The sequence below is a fragment of the Romboutsia weinsteinii genome, from assembly GCF_002250835.2.
GTDB lineage: Bacteria > Bacillota > Clostridia > Peptostreptococcales > Peptostreptococcaceae > Romboutsia_A > Romboutsia_A weinsteinii.
The window spans coordinates 16,407-33,456 of sequence record NZ_NOJY02000034.1 but is presented as its reverse complement, the minus strand read 5'-3'; the positions used below and the strand labels follow the sequence as shown (position 1 = coordinate 33,456).

The window sequence follows — 17,050 nt, the reverse complement described above, 5'->3', positions numbered from 1 at the left end:
TACACACTCTGCAACCTTAGCAATACCTGGGTTACCTGGCGCACAGTATATTTTCTCTACATTTTTTTCATTATTTAATTTCCAACAGATAGCGTGTTCTCTACCGCCACCACCTACAACTAATATTTTCATACTCTACCCCCTAGTGTTTGAAGTGTCTTACTCCTGTAAACACCATAGTCATTTCATATTTGTCACAAGCATCTACTGAATCTTGATCTCTCATAGATCCACCTGGTTGAACTATTGATGTTATTCCATATTCTTTAGCTAAAGTTACACAGTCATCAAATGGGAAGAACGCATCTGATGCAAGCACTGATCCATTGAAATCTTTATCGCTATTATTTTCTAATGCATTTTTTAATGCCCATATTCTTGATGTTTGACCACATCCAAGAGCTAAAGTTACTCCATCTTTTACTATTGCTATAGCATTTGATTTCATGTTTTTAACTACCTTCATACCAAATTCCATATCTTTAAGCTGTACTTCAGTTGGAGCTATTTTTGTAACTGTTTCGTATTTATCTGCTAATGAGTTATTTTTATCTTGAATTAATAATTTTCCATCTAGATATTTCATATCATATGGCTGTAAGCTAGATTCTATCTTAGCAAGCTTTAATACTCTTAGATTTTTCTTTCCTTTAAGTATTTCTAGCGCTTCTTCTGTAAAGTCATATGCTACAACTATTTCTAAGAATATCTGAGATAATTTTTCTGCAGTTTCTTTATCTATTGTTGAAGTTATACCAACTATACCACCAAATATTGATACTGTATCTGCTTCATAACATTTTGTATAAGCTTCAAAGGCATCTTTGCCTAAGCCTACACCACATGGGTTAGTATGCTTTATAGCTACTGAAACAACTTCTTCACTATCTTTAAATTCTCTCATTACTTCTAAGCATCCGTGTAAGTCATTTATATTATTGAAAGAAAGTTCTTTTCCATTTAATTGTTCATAATTTAATATTGGATTTTTTGCATTTGATTGATTATATAAAACACCTTTTTGGTGTGGATTTTCGCCGTATCTTAATGTTTCTTCTTTTTGGAATGTTAGGTTTAATATTTCTGGATATTCATCCCCAACTTCTCCTGCAAAATAACTTGATATAAGTGCATCATATCTACCAGTCGTTGAAAACGCCTTGTAAGATAATCTTTTTCTATCTTCTAAAGTCAAATCATTATTTTTTAATTTTTCTATTATCATGTCGTAGTCATTTGTATCTACTACAATTGTTACATCTTTATAATTTTTTGCTGCTGAACGTATCATAGATGGTCCACCGATATCTATGTTTTCTATCATTTCTTCATGACTTTTTCCGGCCTTTAAAGTCCCTTCAAAATCATATAAGTTTACAGCCACTAAATCTATTGATCTTATCTTGTATTCGTTTACTGTTTTAACATGGTTTGCGTCATCTCTTTTATATAAAATACCACCGTGTATATATGGATTTAAAGTCTTAACTCTTCCATCTAACATCTCTGGGAATCTTGTAACATCATCTATTTGAATTGCATCTACGCCATTTTCTTGTAATATTTTAAATGTATTACCTGTTGATATAACTTCATATCCTAGATTGTTTAACTCTCTTGCAAAATCAACTACCCCTGTTTTATCTGTCACACTTATCAATGCTCTTTTACTCATTTATAAACACTCTCCTACCTTGAATATTTAGTTTATTTTCACAGAAAAGACGTATGCTCTCTTTTAATATTTTGTGCTCAACTTCTAGCACTCTTTTTGCTAAAGTCGGTGCATCATCATCATTTCTTACTTCTACTGTTCCTTGTATTATTATTGGACCAGTGTCAGCTCCTTCATCTACGAAGTGAACTGTTGCTCCAGTTACTTTTACTCCCCTATCAAGTACTGCTTGATGAACTCTTTGACCATAGTATCCTTCACCGCAAAATGCAGGAATCAAAGATGGATGTATATTTATCATTTTATTTTCAAATTCACTTACAAACTTTGGACTGATTATCTTCAGATAACCAGCCAAAACTACTAAATCTATATTTTTTTCTTTTAAAATTTCTATTATTTTATTTTCATCAGTCTCATATATCGCATCTATATTATTTGTTTTTGCTCTTTCTAGTCCAAATGCATTTTTCTTATTTGAAATAACTACCTTTACTTGACCATTTATTTTTTCTGCTAAAGTTTCATCTATTATAGCCTGTAAATTAGTTCCTCCACCAGAAACTAATACTCCTATATTTAGCATAATTCTACACCTTCATGAGTATCTACTACTTCACCTATTATGTAAGCACTTTCGTCTGTAGTGTTTATATAATCAGCTATTTCTTGAGCATTTTCTTTATCTATTATTAAAACTAATCCAACACCCATATTAAAGCTCTTATGAAGTTCTCTTTCATCTACTGCATTGAAGCTTTCTATCATCTTAAATATAGCTGGTTTTTCCCAAGAGTCTTTTTCTATATTTATTCCTAAACCTTTTGGTATAACTCGAGTTATATTTTCTATTACTCCTCCACCAGTTATATGAGCTATAGCTTTTAATTCATGCTTTGCTATTAAATCTAATACTAACTTAACATATATTTTTGTTGGAGTTAAAAGAGCTTCTCCTAAAGTCATTCCTAATTCTTCTATATGTTGATCTAATGTATATCCATACTTATCTAAGAATATTTTTCTTACAAATGAGAATCCATTACTGTGTACTCCGCTTGATGATATTCCTATTAAGGTATCTCCTGATTTAACACTTTTTCCTGATACTATTTTTTCTCTATCTGCTATACCAACAGAGAATCCAGCTAAGTCATACTCATCTTCACTATACATACCTGGCATCTCAGCAGTCTCTCCACCTATTAGTGCACATCCAGACATTTTACATCCCTCTGCTATACCACCAACTATTTGTTCCACTTGTTCCGCAACTAATTTACCAGTAGCTATATAATCTAAGAAGAATAACGGTTTAGCACCTTGGCATATTAAATCATTAACACACATAGCTACTAAATCTATACCAACAGTGTCATGTTTATCCATCATTTGAGCTAATTTCAATTTAGTCCCAACTCCATCAGTAGATGAAAGTAATACTGGCTCTTCCATATTTGTGAAATCCTTTAGGCTATATAACCCACTGAAGTTTCCTAAGTCACCTATTACGTTATTGTCGTATGTAGACTTTATTTTCCCCTTTATAAGATCTACAGCTCTATTTCCTTCATCTATATCAACACCTGATTGTTTGTAAGTTAACATGATAAAAGTTCCTCCTTGTCGATTTTCTTTACTGGATAATCTCCATCAAAGCAAGCTTTGCAAAAAGTTGCTTTATTTTCTGTTGCATCTATCATTCCATCTATATCTAAGAATTTTATACTATCGCATCCTATATATTTATTCATTTCTTCTAAATTATTACTTGATGCTATTAATTTGGATCTATTAGGTGTATCTATCCCATAGTAGCAAGAATATGCTACTGGTGGAGATGTTATTCTAAGGTGAATCTCAGTTGCACCAGCTTCTCTTAGCGACTGGACTATCTGCTTAGATGTAGTCCCTCTAACCACTGAGTCATCTACTAAGACTACGGATTTCCCTTTTACCACGCTAGCTAATGGATTTAGTTTAATTTTTACAGCTATCTCTCTCTCTTCTTGAGTAGGTTTTATGAAAGTTCTACCTACATATCTATTTTTAACAAGTCCTTCACTTACTTTTAGTCCACTGGCATTTGAATATCCTATCGCTCCTGCCCACCCAGAGTCTGGTACAGGAACTACTATATCAGCCTTGATGTTTTCGTCTTTAGCTAATATTTCTCCACATTTAACTCTAAAGTCATATACATTTACATTGTCTATTGTTGCATCATTTCTCGCAAAATAAATATGTTCGAATATACAACTTTTCTTTAGAGGCTTATAGTTCTCAGCATAATGATAAGACTTCATATTTCCATCTTTGATTACTATTATTTCACCAGGTTCTACGTCTCTTATTACTTCTCCACCAAGTATATCTATTGCACAACTTTCTGATGCGAATATATATTCATCACCCTTTTTACCTAACATAAGAGGTCTAAATCCATGAGGGTCTCTAACTCCTACTAATGAATCTTCTCCCATTATCACAAGGGAATATGCTCCTTTAATATAGTCCATAGTTAATTTTAAACTTTCAACTATATCGCCCTTATAATATCTAGCCAGTATATATAAAATAACTTCTGTATCTGAATTAGCTTGGAACATATATCCATCTTCTTCTAACATATCCCTTAAGTAATTTGCATTTACTAAATTTCCATTATGGGCTAAAGCTAATTTTCTTTTTCTACAACTTCCAACTAAAGGCTGACAATTTGCCATATGGCTACCACCCGCTGTAGAATATCTAACATGGCCAATCCCCATAGTTCCGCTAAGATTAGATAATTCATCTTCTTTAAAGACATCACCAACTAATCCCATGTCTTTTTTATATTTGATGTTGTCTCCATCTACTACTGCAATACCACAGCTCTCTTGACCTCTGTGTTGAATAGAGTATAAAGAGTAATATAACTCTTTAGATATATCTTTATTTGAATAAATACCTACAACTCCGCACATAAGAATATCCCCCTATTTACAATTCATTCTTGCAAGAACTTCTTCATAACCTTGAACAAGATCTCCTAAGTCTCTTCTAAATCTGTCTTTATCTAGTTTCTCATTTGTATCTACATCCCAAAGTCTGCAAGTATCAGGTGATATCTCATCTGCTAATATTATATTTCCATTAACATCCTTACCGAATTCTAGTTTAAAGTCTACCAATTTTAAATTCATTTTTAAGAAGAATGCTTTCATTAATTCATTTATTTTTAATGTTTGCTCTCTTAGGAAGGCTAATTCATCTCTTGTCGCTAATTTCATTGCTACAGCTTGATCACTATTTAACATTGGATCACCGTAGTCATCATTCTTGTAGCATATTTCAAAAATAGGCTCGTCTAGAACTATTCCTTCTTCTATTCCAAATCTCTTACAAAATGATCCTGCTGTAATATTTCTTATTATTACTTCTAATGGAAGTATTTCTACTTTTTTGACTAACATTTCTCTCTCTGATAAACTTTTTATGAAGTGTGTTTCGATTTGATTTTCATGTAACATTTCAAACATTATAGTTGAAATTTTGTTATTTAATATACCTTTTGAAGATATTTCTGCTTTCTTCTCCCCATTAAATGCTGTTGCATCATCCTTATAATAAACAACGAATTCATTTTCACTATCTGTAGAATATATTTGCTTTGCTTTTCCCTCGTATAATAACATAATTATTACCCCCTTAAATTTTTATCTTCTTCTAAAACTTTTTGTGCCATTTCTTCTCTATATAAAGTTAAATCTTCTTTTATTTTCGGATATTTTAAACTCATCATTTGAAGAGCTAGTAATGCTGCATTTAAACCTAAATCTATTGTTACAGTTGCTACTGGTATTCCTTTTGGCATTTGAACTATTGATAAAAGTGAATCTAATCCATCCATTGTCGATGATTTTATAGGTAAACCTATTACTGGAATCAATGTATGAGATGCTATTACACCAGGAAGATGTGCTGCTTTTCCCGCTGCTCCAATTATTACGTCTGTATCATTTTCTATTTCCTCTAAAAACTGCGTAAGCTGCTTTGGCGTTCTATGAGCAGATAACGCTCTAACTACAACCTCTACGCCGAATCTTTCTAATAAGTTTATTCCTTCTTCTAACTTTGGATAATCGGATTTAGAACCCATAACTACTGCTACCTTCATTAGACTTTCCCCTTCCTTGTATAAAAAGATATTTTTAAAGATCAAATATTCGTCCAATATCACGAATTATATATTTAAATTTTATAATAATATACATATTTTAGCAATACATTTTTAATTACTTTTCCGAACATTATTTTATTTTTTATACTAAAGTTCGTTTTATTATGTTATTTTGTACTTTATCACTGCATTACTTTCGTTTTTTAAGTATAATTCACTAATTTTTTATTTTTTAAAGTATTTCATTTTATATTTCTTTCTACAAATCTCGCCAAATACAATCACTTTAAACGTTCGCATTTTATTTTTAATTAATTCTTAAAAATAAAAAAGAGGTTGTCGTTAGACAACCTCTTTTTTATTTATCCTAAGAATATAAACTTACATATAAATAATATAGAAAGTATTATTAAAGATAAATTAACTTCTTTGTATTTTTTAGTAACTAATTTTAATATTGTAAATGATATTATCCCAAATATTATCCCATCAGCTATACTATATGCAAGTGGCATCATAGCAAATGTTAAGAATGCCGGTATTGCATTAGTAAAATCATTGAAATCTATTTTAGTAAGTGAACCTGCCATCATAACACCAACTATAATAAGTACTGGTGCAGTTGCTTGAGTAGGTATTGATGTAAATATTGGTGCAAAGAATAATGATAATAAGAATAATATTCCAGTAGTAACTGCTGTTAATCCTGTCTTACCACCTTCACCTATTCCTGATGCACTTTCAATAAATGCTGTAACTGTAGATGTTCCTAAAAGAGCTCCTGCTGTAGTACCTATTGCATCTGCAAATAAAGCTTGCTTAGCCTTTGGCAATTTACCATCTTCATCTAGCATATCGCCTTTAGATGCTACACCTACTAAACATCCTACTGTATCGAATAAATCTACAAATAAGAATGTAAATACGATTACTACCATATTAAGACTGAATATTTCACTCGCTGGAACTGTTAATGCTTGTAAAAATACAGGTTTTATAGATGGTACAGCTGATATTATTGCCTTTGGAGCTTCTACGATTCCTGCTACCATACCTATAACTGATATTATTATCATACCTAAAAGGAATGCCCCTTTTACATTTTTAACTATAAGTATCGCTGCTATTATTAAGCCTAATATTGATAATAGAACTAATGGATCATGCATATTACCTAACTGTACTATAGTTGCTCCGTTAACAACTATACCTGCATTTGATAATCCTACTAGAGCTATAAAAAGTCCTATTCCTGCTGTAACTGCATGTTTTAAAACTGCTGGTATGCAGTCTATTATTTTTTCTCTAACATTTGTTGCTGTAAGTATTATAAATATTATTCCTTCTATTAATACCGCACATAGTGCAAATTGCCAATCATATCCCATACCTAGTACTACAGTATAAGCAAAGAATGCATTTAATCCCATACCTGGAGCTAATGCTATTGGATAGTTTGCTAATAATCCCATAGCTATACATCCTACAAACGCAGCTATTGCAGTTGCCGCGAATACTGCACTTTTATCCATACCTGCTGCACCTAATATATCTGCATTAACTACTAGTATGTATGCCATCGTCATAAATGTAGTTACTCCTGCTAATATCTCCGTTTTTACATTTGTGTTATGAGCAGATAGTTTAAATATTTTATCTAAAAAGTTATTATTGCTGTTTTGTGCTATTTGCATATAAATCCTCCTATTTTTATTATACATCAATATAATCGTTCGTGTTTTAATTAACTTTACAAACTAATTATATATTAAACCTTACTTTTTTTCAACTATTTTATAACATTTCTTTATTTACTCAATTATAAAGTTCGTATTTATCCATCATTTTATTAATAATATTTTTTACTTACTTATTATATACTTTGTCACATTTTGTCGTTATTCTTAATACTATATATAACCCCTACTTTTATAAGGATGTGGTTATATGAAATGTAGCAGGATAAAATCTCTCTTTATAGAACTCATTAATGATTGGAATAAAATCAACTTATCAGCTAAAGCATTATTATATATAGGATTTTTACTACTAATAAGTTGCCTCTATGTCATTTTTACAGCTAGTATAGTAAACGAGTATACAAAATCTATAGAGGTAACTTTAAGAGCTGGTTTATCTTCTATTTTTGGTTTCATATTAAGTTCAAATCTTAAATGCGAGAAAAGTAATTCATTATCGAATAATATAGATTCTTCTTCAGTAGTAACAATTGAAAATACAGATAAAACACATAATACAAAATTAAACATAAATAGCTATGATACAAAGTGTGAATCAGAAATAAATAATTACAACTATAGAGAAGGAAATGTAGCTCAAATTCTAATTGCTTTAGCTATATCTATAATCTCTCTACTTGCTCTTATATATTTGTACATGATTCACATGAATGATGCAGTAGTTCCACTTGATAAGATAAATGGTGTTGGTCAATTAAGGGATTTACTGTGTAGCTCTATAGGATTTCTATTAGGAGAAGCATCTATTAAAAAATAGATTATAAATATAAAACGACCTTTGTTAAGGTCGTTTTATATTTATAAGTATATTATTTTTGATTATTATATTCTTCTTCAGTTGCTGGAACTGTTATTTTTCCACTTTTTATTTGTTCTATCTGGCTATTTACAAAGTCTAATACTTCTTGTGGTATAATATTTTGAGTATTTGGAGCTATACCTACACCATCTTGCTCTAATCCATATATTTTAGCTTGTCCGCCTGTTAAGTTACCTTCTACAAGTTCTTTAACTGTTTCAAATACACCTACATTAACCTTCTTTAAAGCAGATGTTAATACGTTTTGAGGTGCTAAATCACTTTGATCTCTATCAACACCAATTATAAATTTCCCTTGTTCTTTAGCTGATTCTATTGCTCCCATACCTGTTCCGCCAGCTGCTGCAAGCATTATGTCAGCACCTCCAGAGTAAAGTTGGTTAGCTATAGATTTACCCTTAGCCGCATCACCAAATGTTCCTGCATATTGAGTTTTTACTTCTGCAGATTCATTGCCTGCTTTTACCCCTGCCTTAAATCCATATTCAAATCTAGATACAACTGGAGATTTCATACCGCCTAAGAAACCTAATTGATTAGTATCTGTCATTTTACCAGCTATAAGACCAGTTAAATATGCCGCTTCATTTTCTTTAAATAGTATTGGTGTTACATTTTCAGGTATTTCTTCATATGTTTCATCAATTATAGCAAATTGTTGATCTGGATAATTATTAGCTTCTGTTTTTATATCCTCAGCCATAGTGTATCCAACACCTATAATTAAATCTAGATCTTGATCAACAAGGCTTTCTAAATTAGACATATACTCAGATTGTTGCTTAGACTCAACTACCTTTATTTCTATGCCAAGTTCTTTTTCAGCTTGTTGTAATCCTTCCCAAGCAGATTGATTAAATGATTCATCATTTATTCCACCAACATCGGCAACCATTCCTACCTTGAATTGTTCTTTAGACTCTCCATTTGTCGAAGATGATTTTGAGTTACATCCTACTAAACTTAATGATGCGATTATTATTGCTGTGCTTAAAGCTGTTACTTTCTTAAATATCATATTTTCCTCCTGATGTCTTAAAATATTTTCTTTATGTCTATATATTCTATGATATTGTTGCTTTATTTATTTTTAAAATTATATTTTATATTTAATTTTAACCAAAGAGCAAAAAATAAAAGGCTTTAAACCTTTTATTTTTTATATAAATTAAAATTATTTTATTAGTTATTTATTATTCCCACTCTATTGTTCCTGGTGGTTTAGAAGTTATATCGTAAACTACTCTATTTGCTCCATCAACTTCATTTACTATTCTATTAGATATTTTTTCTAATACATCGTATGGCATTTTGTACCAGTCAGAAGTCATTCCGTCAGAAGATGTAACAGCTCTTATACCTACCAAGTAAGCATAAGTTCTTTCATCTCCCATAACTCCAACAGTTTTTACATCTGGTAATGTAGCAAATGCCTGCCATATTTCTCTATATAATCCATGTTCTTTTAATATATCCATGTATATTGCGTCAGCTTCTCTTAAGATATCACATTTTTCTTTTGTTACTTCGCCTATAACTCTTATTCCAAGTCCTGGTCCTGGGAATGGATGTCTGAATATTAATCCTTCTTCAATTCCTAATTCTAAACCTATTTTTCTAACTTCATCTTTGAATAATTCTCTTAAAGGTTCAACTATTTGGAATTCTATATCTTCAGGTATTCCACCTACGTTATGGTGAGATTTTATAGTTGCAGCTTCTCCATGTCCACTTTCAACTACGTCTGGATATATAGTTCCTTGAACTAAGAAGTCCATCTTACCAAGTTTATTTGATTCTTCTTCAAATACTCTTATGAACTCTTCTCCTATTATTTTTCTCTTAGCTTCAGGTTCTGTTATACCTTTTAATTTACCTAAGAATCTATCTTCACAATTAACTCTTATTAAGTTCATATCAAACTTATCTCTGAATATTCTTTCTACATCGTCACCTTCATTTTTTCTTAGTAATCCATGGTCAACGAATACACAAGTTAAGTTATCTCCTATAGCTCTGTGAACAAGTACTGCTGCTACTGATGAATCCACTCCACCACTTAAAGCACATAGTACTTTTTTATCTCCAATTGTCTCTTTTAATTCTTTTATTTTATCTGCTATAAATGAATCCGTAGTCCAATCTCCACTTACTCCACAAACATTGTATAAGAAGTTTTTAAGTACTTTATCTCCTTCTTGGCAATGTTCAACTTCTGGATGGAATTGAACTCCGTATAGTTTCTTTTCAGCATTTTCCATAGCTGCTACTGGACAGTCTTTAGTTTGAGCTATTGACTTAAATCCTTCTGGAAGTTTATCTATTAGATCAGTATGACTCATCCATACTATATTTGTAGATATCCCTTCAAATATTGCAGATTCATTATATGCTATTTCTGTTTTTCCGTATTCTTTTTCTGCATTCGTTCCTTTTCTTACATTTCCACCAAGTATATGAGACATTACTTGTATTCCGTAACATATTCCTAATATAGGAACCCCTATTTCGAATATTTCTTTAGCTATTTTAGGCGAGTTTTCTAAGTATGCACTATTTGGACCACCTGTGAATATTATACCTTTTGGGTTCATAGCTTTTATTTTATCTATATCTGTAGTATAAGGAATTATTTCACAATATACATTATTTTCTCTTACTCTTCTTGCTATTAGTTGGTTGTATTGTCCACCAAAGTCTACTACAAGTACTAATTCATGCTTCATAATATTATATCTCCCCTTGTGTGCTGTAATTAGGTGCTTCTTTTGTTATTGTAATGTCGTGTGGGTGACTTTCTTTTAAAGAAGCTGCTGTTATTTTTATAAATTGCGCTGTATCCATTAATTCTGGTATACTCGATGCTCCGCAGTAACCCATACCAGCTCTTAATCCACCAATCATTTGGAATACTATATCTTCTGCCTTACCTTTGTATGCAACCATTCCTTCTACACCTTCAGGAACTAATTTCTTTGCATCATTTTGGAAATATCTATCTTTAGATCCTTTTTCCATAGCTGCGATAGAACCCATACCTCTATAAGTTTTGTAAGATCTACCTCTGTAAAGAACTGTTTCACCAGGACTTTCTTCTGTTCCAGCAAACATTGATCCCATCATACATACTGATGCTCCAGCTGCTAATGCCTTTACTATATCTCCTGAGTACTTTATTCCTCCATCTGCTATTACTGGTACACCATATTTGTGACCAACTTCAGCACAATCCATAACTGCAGTTACTTGTGGAACACCTATACCTGCAACTACTCTTGTTGTACATATAGATCCTGGACCTATACCAACCTTAACACAGTCTGCTCCAGCCTTTATTAAATCTTCTGTAGCTGCAGCTGTTGCTACGTTTCCTGCTATAACTTGTAATTGAGGATAAGCAGTTTTTACTTTTTTAACTGCATCCATAACACCTTTAGAGTGACCATGCGCACTATCTAAAACTATTACGTCTACATTAGACTTAACTAATGCATCGACTCTATTCATAATATCTCCACTTATTCCTACAGCTGCTCCACATAGAAGTCTTCCGCGAGCGTCTTTAGCTGAGTGTGGATATTGTATTTTCTTTTCTATATCTTTTATAGTTATTAAACCTTTTAAATGACCTTGTTCATCTACTATAGGTAATTTTTCTATCTTATGCTTTTTAAGTATTTGTTGAGCTTCAGCTAAATCTACACCTTCTTTAGCAGTAACTAAGTTGTCTTTAGTCATTGCATCTTCTATGCTTTTGCTCATATCATCTTCAAATTTTATATCTCTATTAGTTATTATTCCGATTAATTTATTATCTTCATCAACTATTGGTACACCAGATATTTTATATCTTCCCATTATATCATCCGCATCTTGAATGTTGTGATTTTTAGATAAATAGAACGGATCTACTATAACACCACTCTCACTTCTTTTTACTTTGTCTACTTCTAATGCTTGCTCTTCTATAGACATATTTTTGTGGATTATACCTATACCACCTTGTCTAGCCATAGATATAGCCATTTTTGAATCTGTTACTGTGTCCATCCCTGCACTCATTAGAGGAATATTTAACTTTATCGTTTTAGTTAATTGTGTTTCTATTTTAACTTGATGTGGTAATACCTCTGATCTTTGCGGAACTAATAAAACATCATCAAATGTTAATCCTTCTTTTAGTATAGTTGCCATAGTAATACTCCCTTCATAATTTATATTTACGTACATATGCGAATTTTAAATCATAGTTGAATTGTTTTCATTCGTATTAAAAAAGTATAATAAAAAACCTGTATAGTAACTTCCATCATTAATAATAAAAGTGAAATTACTATACAGGCTTCCAGAACACCTACCTATTTATAGCTAATATATAGGGATTTTTTCATCAGCCTATATATTTACTTCATTAGTGTCCTGATATAATAATTCCACCCATAGTCAAGATATTTACGGTATCTTGGTAGAGACTCTCAGACCTTATTTCTGAGTATATACGAGTGACATTTGATCTTCTTTTTTATATTTTATTTCTTATATGTGAATACTAATTTATCAAAATTCATTCACTATGTCAATAACTTTACTCCAATTTTTTGGTTTATTATACAGTTTATATCATTAAATACTTTAATTAGCGGTATTCCTTCTTTATTCGCGATTAATTTACACTCGTCATATTCGCAAGTTGCTTTAATTAGTTCACCTTTATAATATCCTAATTTTATAGAAACAGAACCATATTTTGTATCTATCTTTGTAAACTTACGTTTTAAAATTGTTCTATTATATTTTTGATACCTTACTCCAAATGTACTTGTTTCTAAAATTAGTATATCAATAAACTTTTCTTTGTCTTGTTCTTCACATAAAATACATACCTTACTAGCAGATCTATTCTTTTTCATATAGATATTTTCTATGTAAATATCCAAAGCTCCTTCTTTTATAACTCTTTCAAATAAGTAAGAGTATACTTCCGATGACATATCATCAATGTTCGCTATTACTTCATATATTATTTCTTGTTTTTTTTTACCCCTAAGACCGTCCTAAGCATATTTGGTAATTCAAACTTCTTGTGACCTATTCCATAACCTATTTGAATTGGCTCAAATTCTAATATATCTACAAACTCATTACATAGTGATTTTATTATTGCTGCTCCAGTTGGGGTTGTACATTCACCTTTTACTGTATTAAACTTAACTGGAACTCCCTTAAGTATCTCAATAGTTGCTGGTGCAGGTACTGGCATCATACCATGATCACATTTTACAAATCCAGATCCAACAGGAACTGAACTTGAATATATTTTATCTACAGCAAGCAGGTCTATTAATATACACGCACCTACAATATCAATTATAGAGTCTATAGCGCCAACTTCATGAAAATGAATTTTATCTATAGTAGTTCCATGAACCTTTGCTTCTGCTTCTCCTGTAGATATAAATACCTTTTTAGCCATATTCTTTACTTCTTTATTTAAAGATGAATTATCTATAATATCAAATATATCTACAAGGTGTCTATGTGCATGAGTTTCTTTTGTAACTACTTCAACAGTTGTTCCAGCTATTCCACTTTCATTTTTAGGTTCTATTTTTATTTCAAACTCATCATTTAAGTTTAGTTTCTTTATTTCTTCTAAAAATATTTCTCTAGGTACCCCTAAGTTTAATAATGTAGCTAATGTCATATCTCCTGAAATTCCATTTACTATATCAAAGTACAGTACTCTTTGCTCCATGCTAATTCTCCTAATCTAACTTATTAATCATTGAGGCAAGATATCCTGCTCCAAATCCATTATCGATATTTACAACAGATATACCAGATGCACAACTATTTAACATGGTTAAAAGTGCAGATAAACCCCCAAAGTTAGCTCCATACCCTACTGAAGTAGGTACAGCTATTACAGGAACATCTACAAGGCCACCTACTACACTTGGTAGCGCTCCTTCCATACCTGCTACTGCAATTATAACCCTAGCACTATTTATGATATCTCTTTTATTTAATAATCTATGTATCCCTGCAACACCTACATCATATACCCTTTCAACCTTATTACCAAGAAACTGTGCTGTGTAATAAGCCTCATCTGCAACCGGTATATCCGAAGTACCTCCTGTTACAACCACTATTTTCCCTTTTCCCAGATTAATAATATCTTGATTTTGTATTTTTAATATCTTAGATAATTCTTCATACTCTGCATCTGGATAAATTTCTTTAATTTTATCATATGTCTCTTTTCTACATCTAGTACCTAGAATGTTCGACTTTTTTTGATTCATTTTATCTATTATTCCTAGAATATGTTCATCACTCTTTCCTTCACAGTAAATCACTTCTGGGTATCCATTTCTTATTTGTCTATGATGATCTATATTGGCATATCCTAAGTCTTCTGACGGAAAATCTTTTAGTTTATCTAAAGCAGAGTCTATATCTAATTTGTTATTTTTTACTTCTTCAAGTAACTCTCTTAAATCCATAATCAGGCCTCATTAATTTTATATTTTTTATTATAACTATAATTATACATTATTTATAATCCTTATGATTATCAAAATAAAAAATCAGCTTAGCAATATCATCTTATAGCTTTAAAAATGATATATGGAAACTTGTCCATTCTCCAAGTTCACTATCTACATATATATTGCCGTCATGAGCTTCTATAATAGACTTTGTAAGTGCTAGTCCTATTCCTATGCTCTGAGGATTCATGTTATTTTCATCTTTATAGAATCTTTCAAATACTTTTTTTAACTTATTTTTAGGTATTCCCTTTCCATTATCTTTTATTATAATTTCAACAGACATAGGTGTTTCTTCTAATACAATGTTTATTATTCCTCCCTCAGATGTATGCTCCACTGAGTTCTTTATAATATTTATTATTGCTTCACTCATCCAGTTCCTATCGTGAACTAATATTATTTCATCTTCTGGATTAAAATTTATTGTTTGACTTTTTAGTTCTGCTTTCTTTCTTATACTAGATATTGAGTCATAAATAGTATCATTTAATGAGCTTAACTCTTTATCAAAGGCTATAGAGTTACTTTCCAACCTTGCATATTTTAATAAAGTTGATATGAGCCAATTCATTCTGCCTAACTGCTCTTTACTGAGTAATGTAAATTCATTCATATCATTATCTTCACCGCTACTATATTCTAACATTATATCATTGTACATTATCAATGCTGCTAGAGGAGTTTTTAGCTGATGAGATATATCATTTATTATATTTTTCAAAGTTATTCTTTCATCTTTCAATTTCTCAACCATATTTTTCATGCGATCTTCCATAAGGTCAAATTTACTATTAAATCTACTAAATATACCCTCTTTAAATTTGATTGGACTAACTCCACCAAATTTTCCATCTACAATATTCTCAGCCCTTTTTGTCAATAGTTTAATGTTTTTAAGTATTTTACTTGTAAAATAGTTAAAACAAGTAAAGACACATACAAAAAATACTACCCAAAAAATTGTTATGTTTTTTACCTTCAATAATGTTATATCTTTTGTTAAAGGATTTACTTCGCTGCTCATTTTTTCATTGTAGGAATACTTATCCATAATATTTTTCCCAACTTCATATCCATCAGAACTGTTTCCAGTGATTATTGATACAACTTTATCTTCAAGTTCAGGATTATCCTCTACAATTTTCCCAACTATTGATATATTTTGGTTTATATAATTTTTATCTATTTGTGAAACTACATTGTCAATTGCAAGGCTAATACCAAAGTATCCAATAATAAATACTATAGATATTGAAATCAGTATACATCTTCTTTCTTTATCTTTTAGAATATCTAAAATTCCCGTCACCTCTAAACTCTCCTTACCTTAGGATTAAATTTATAACCAATACCTCTTACTGTTTGAATATAATATGGAGATTTTAAGTCATCTTCTATTTTTTCTCTTAGCCTCTTAATGTACACATTCAAAGTATTTCCCTCTACAAAATCTCCTTCTACATCCCATAATTTCTCTAGCAATAAGTTTCTGCTCATCACATTAGGAGCATTTTCCATTAAAATTAATAATAGTTTGTATTCTCCAAGTGTTAGAATTATTTCTTCATCATCCTTTTTAACAGAATGTTTTAACAAATCTATTATTAGCCCTTCACTCTCTATCTTATTGCCTATCAATGCATTAGATTTTTCCCTATTTAATTTCCTCAAATTTGCATTTATTCTAGATATTAATTCTTTTAGTCTTACAGGTTTAGTTATATAATCATCTGCACCTATATCTAAGCCCATAACAATATTACTTTCTTCATCACATGCAGTAGTAAATATTATAGGTAATCCTACGTTTTTCTCCCTTACTTCTCTACAAAAATCATACCCTGTTCCATCTGGAAGCATTACGTCTAAAAGTATTAAATCTATATCTTCATTATTAAATAAATTCCTAGCTTGTTCTAAATTAATTGCATGTAATACCTCAAATCCTTCTTTTTGCAATGTATATATAAACCCTAATGCCAATGGCCTATCATCTTCTACTAATAATATTTTATCCATTTTATCCCCTCCATTTTATTTATGTCTATTATATCAAATTTTTAAATTCCTACA

The 17,050-nt window shown here is 30.8% G+C and carries 14 protein-coding genes, 2 pseudogenes and 1 riboswitch; of the genes and pseudogenes, 1 reads left to right on the top strand and 15 read right to left on the bottom strand.

All coding sequences use genetic code 11. From position 1 onward, the window contains the following. The 8 genes and pseudogenes from CHL78_RS21515 to CHL78_RS14830 all read right to left on the bottom strand — a co-directional run. Window positions 1-132: pseudogene (locus tag CHL78_RS21515) on the bottom strand (phosphoribosylamine--glycine ligase N-terminal domain-containing protein); the annotation flags it as partial. Between the two features lie 10 nt (window positions 133-142). Continuing rightward, window positions 143-1,675 carry a bifunctional phosphoribosylaminoimidazolecarboxamide formyltransferase/IMP cyclohydrolase gene (gene purH, locus CHL78_RS14860; RefSeq protein ID WP_094367279.1) on the bottom strand — a complete coding sequence of 511 codons (1,533 nt, stop codon included), beginning with the start codon at window positions 1,673-1,675 and terminating at the stop codon, window positions 143-145. Continuing rightward, window positions 1,668-2,261, bottom strand: a complete 594-nt coding sequence (gene purN / locus CHL78_RS14855; RefSeq protein ID WP_094367280.1) for a phosphoribosylglycinamide formyltransferase — start codon at window positions 2,259-2,261, stop codon at window positions 1,668-1,670. Before purN ends, purH begins: the two co-directional genes overlap by 8 nt. After that, window positions 2,255-3,283 (bottom strand): phosphoribosylformylglycinamidine cyclo-ligase, encoded by a 1,029-nt coding sequence (gene purM / locus CHL78_RS14850; RefSeq protein WP_094367281.1) that lies wholly within the window; start codon window positions 3,281-3,283, stop codon window positions 2,255-2,257. The genes purN and purM overlap by 7 nt, the downstream gene beginning before the upstream one ends. Further along, window positions 3,277-4,644 carry an amidophosphoribosyltransferase gene (gene purF, locus CHL78_RS14845; RefSeq protein WP_094367282.1) on the bottom strand — a complete coding sequence of 456 codons (1,368 nt, stop codon included), beginning with the start codon at window positions 4,642-4,644 and terminating at the stop codon, window positions 3,277-3,279. The genes purM and purF overlap by 7 nt, the downstream gene beginning before the upstream one ends. 12 nt (window positions 4,645-4,656) lie before the next feature. Then, a complete protein-coding gene (purC, locus tag CHL78_RS14840; protein WP_094367283.1) occupies window positions 4,657-5,355 on the bottom strand; it encodes a phosphoribosylaminoimidazolesuccinocarboxamide synthase in 699 nt (232 codons plus the stop codon). A 5-nt stretch (window positions 5,356-5,360) separates the two neighbouring features. Then, window positions 5,361-5,837, bottom strand: a complete 477-nt coding sequence (gene purE, locus CHL78_RS14835) for a 5-(carboxyamino)imidazole ribonucleotide mutase (RefSeq protein WP_094367284.1) — start codon at window positions 5,835-5,837, stop codon at window positions 5,361-5,363. 365 nt (window positions 5,838-6,202) lie between these two features. Then, entirely contained in the window at window positions 6,203-7,534 is a 1,332-nt protein-coding gene (locus CHL78_RS14830; RefSeq protein WP_094367285.1) for an NCS2 family permease, read from the bottom strand. 253 nt (window positions 7,535-7,787) lie between these two features. On the opposite strand from CHL78_RS14830, the gene CHL78_RS14825 reads away from it, so the two are divergent. After that, on the top strand, window positions 7,788-8,357 hold the full coding sequence (locus CHL78_RS14825; protein WP_094367286.1) for a hypothetical protein: 570 nt from the start codon (window positions 7,788-7,790) through the stop codon (window positions 8,355-8,357). A gap of 52 nt (window positions 8,358-8,409) precedes the next feature. On the opposite strand, the gene CHL78_RS14820 is transcribed toward CHL78_RS14825, so the two are convergent. The 7 genes and pseudogenes from CHL78_RS14820 to CHL78_RS14785 form a co-directional block, all read right to left on the bottom strand. Continuing rightward, complete coding sequence (locus tag CHL78_RS14820) at window positions 8,410-9,438, bottom strand: BMP family lipoprotein (protein ID WP_094367287.1); 1,029 nt, start codon at window positions 9,436-9,438, stop codon at window positions 8,410-8,412. 175 nt (window positions 9,439-9,613) lie between these two features. Further along, entirely contained in the window at window positions 9,614-11,146 is a 1,533-nt protein-coding gene (gene guaA, locus CHL78_RS14815; protein ID WP_094367288.1) for a glutamine-hydrolyzing GMP synthase, read from the bottom strand. Window positions 11,147-11,150: 4 nt separating this feature from the next. After that, complete coding sequence (gene guaB, locus CHL78_RS14810; RefSeq protein ID WP_094367289.1) at window positions 11,151-12,614, bottom strand: IMP dehydrogenase; 1,464 nt, start codon at window positions 12,612-12,614, stop codon at window positions 11,151-11,153. Between the two features lie 226 nt (window positions 12,615-12,840). Next, window positions 12,841-12,942: riboswitch (purine riboswitch) on the bottom strand. A 49-nt stretch (window positions 12,943-12,991) separates the two neighbouring features. After that, window positions 12,992-14,124, bottom strand: a pseudogene (gene larC, locus CHL78_RS21195) (nickel pincer cofactor biosynthesis protein LarC). Window positions 14,125-14,185: 61 nt separating this feature from the next. Next, a complete protein-coding gene (larB, locus tag CHL78_RS14795) occupies window positions 14,186-14,929 on the bottom strand; it encodes a nickel pincer cofactor biosynthesis protein LarB (protein WP_094367292.1) in 744 nt (247 codons plus the stop codon). A gap of 103 nt (window positions 14,930-15,032) precedes the next feature. Further along, window positions 15,033-16,286 carry a sensor histidine kinase gene (locus CHL78_RS14790; RefSeq protein WP_094367293.1) on the bottom strand — a complete coding sequence of 418 codons (1,254 nt, stop codon included), beginning with the start codon at window positions 16,284-16,286 and terminating at the stop codon, window positions 15,033-15,035. Window positions 16,287-16,288: 2 nt separating this feature from the next. Further along, entirely contained in the window at window positions 16,289-16,996 is a 708-nt protein-coding gene (locus tag CHL78_RS14785) for a response regulator transcription factor (protein ID WP_094367294.1), read from the bottom strand. Window positions 16,997-17,050 lie beyond the last annotated feature (54 nt).

Bases quoted from the DNA above. Each gene is read 5' to 3' on its own strand.
- purH (WP_094367279.1), bottom strand. From the start codon at position 1,675: ATGAGTAAAAGAGCATTGATAAGTGTGACAGATAAAACAGGGGTAGTT.
- purN (WP_094367280.1), bottom strand. From the start codon at position 2,261: ATGCTAAATATAGGAGTATTAGTTTCTGGTGGAGGAACTAATTTACAG.
- purM (WP_094367281.1), bottom strand. From the start codon at position 3,283: ATGTTAACTTACAAACAATCAGGTGTTGATATAGATGAAGGAAATAGA.
- purF (WP_094367282.1), bottom strand. From the start codon at position 4,644: ATGTGCGGAGTTGTAGGTATTTATTCAAATAAAGATATATCTAAAGAG.
- purC (WP_094367283.1), bottom strand. From the start codon at position 5,355: ATGTTATTATACGAGGGAAAAGCAAAGCAAATATATTCTACAGATAGT.
- purE (WP_094367284.1), bottom strand. From the start codon at position 5,837: ATGAAGGTAGCAGTAGTTATGGGTTCTAAATCCGATTATCCAAAGTTA.
- CHL78_RS14830 (WP_094367285.1), bottom strand. From the start codon at position 7,534: ATGCAAATAGCACAAAACAGCAATAATAACTTTTTAGATAAAATATTT.
- CHL78_RS14825 (WP_094367286.1), top strand. From the start codon at position 7,788: ATGAAATGTAGCAGGATAAAATCTCTCTTTATAGAACTCATTAATGAT.
- CHL78_RS14820 (WP_094367287.1), bottom strand. From the start codon at position 9,438: ATGATATTTAAGAAAGTAACAGCTTTAAGCACAGCAATAATAATCGCA.
- guaA (WP_094367288.1), bottom strand. From the start codon at position 11,146: ATGAAGCATGAATTAGTACTTGTAGTAGACTTTGGTGGACAATACAAC.
- guaB (WP_094367289.1), bottom strand. From the start codon at position 12,614: ATGGCAACTATACTAAAAGAAGGATTAACATTTGATGATGTTTTATTA.
- larB (WP_094367292.1), bottom strand. From the start codon at position 14,929: ATGGATTTAAGAGAGTTACTTGAAGAAGTAAAAAATAACAAATTAGAT.
- CHL78_RS14785 (WP_094367294.1), bottom strand. From the start codon at position 16,996: ATGGATAAAATATTATTAGTAGAAGATGATAGGCCATTGGCATTAGGG.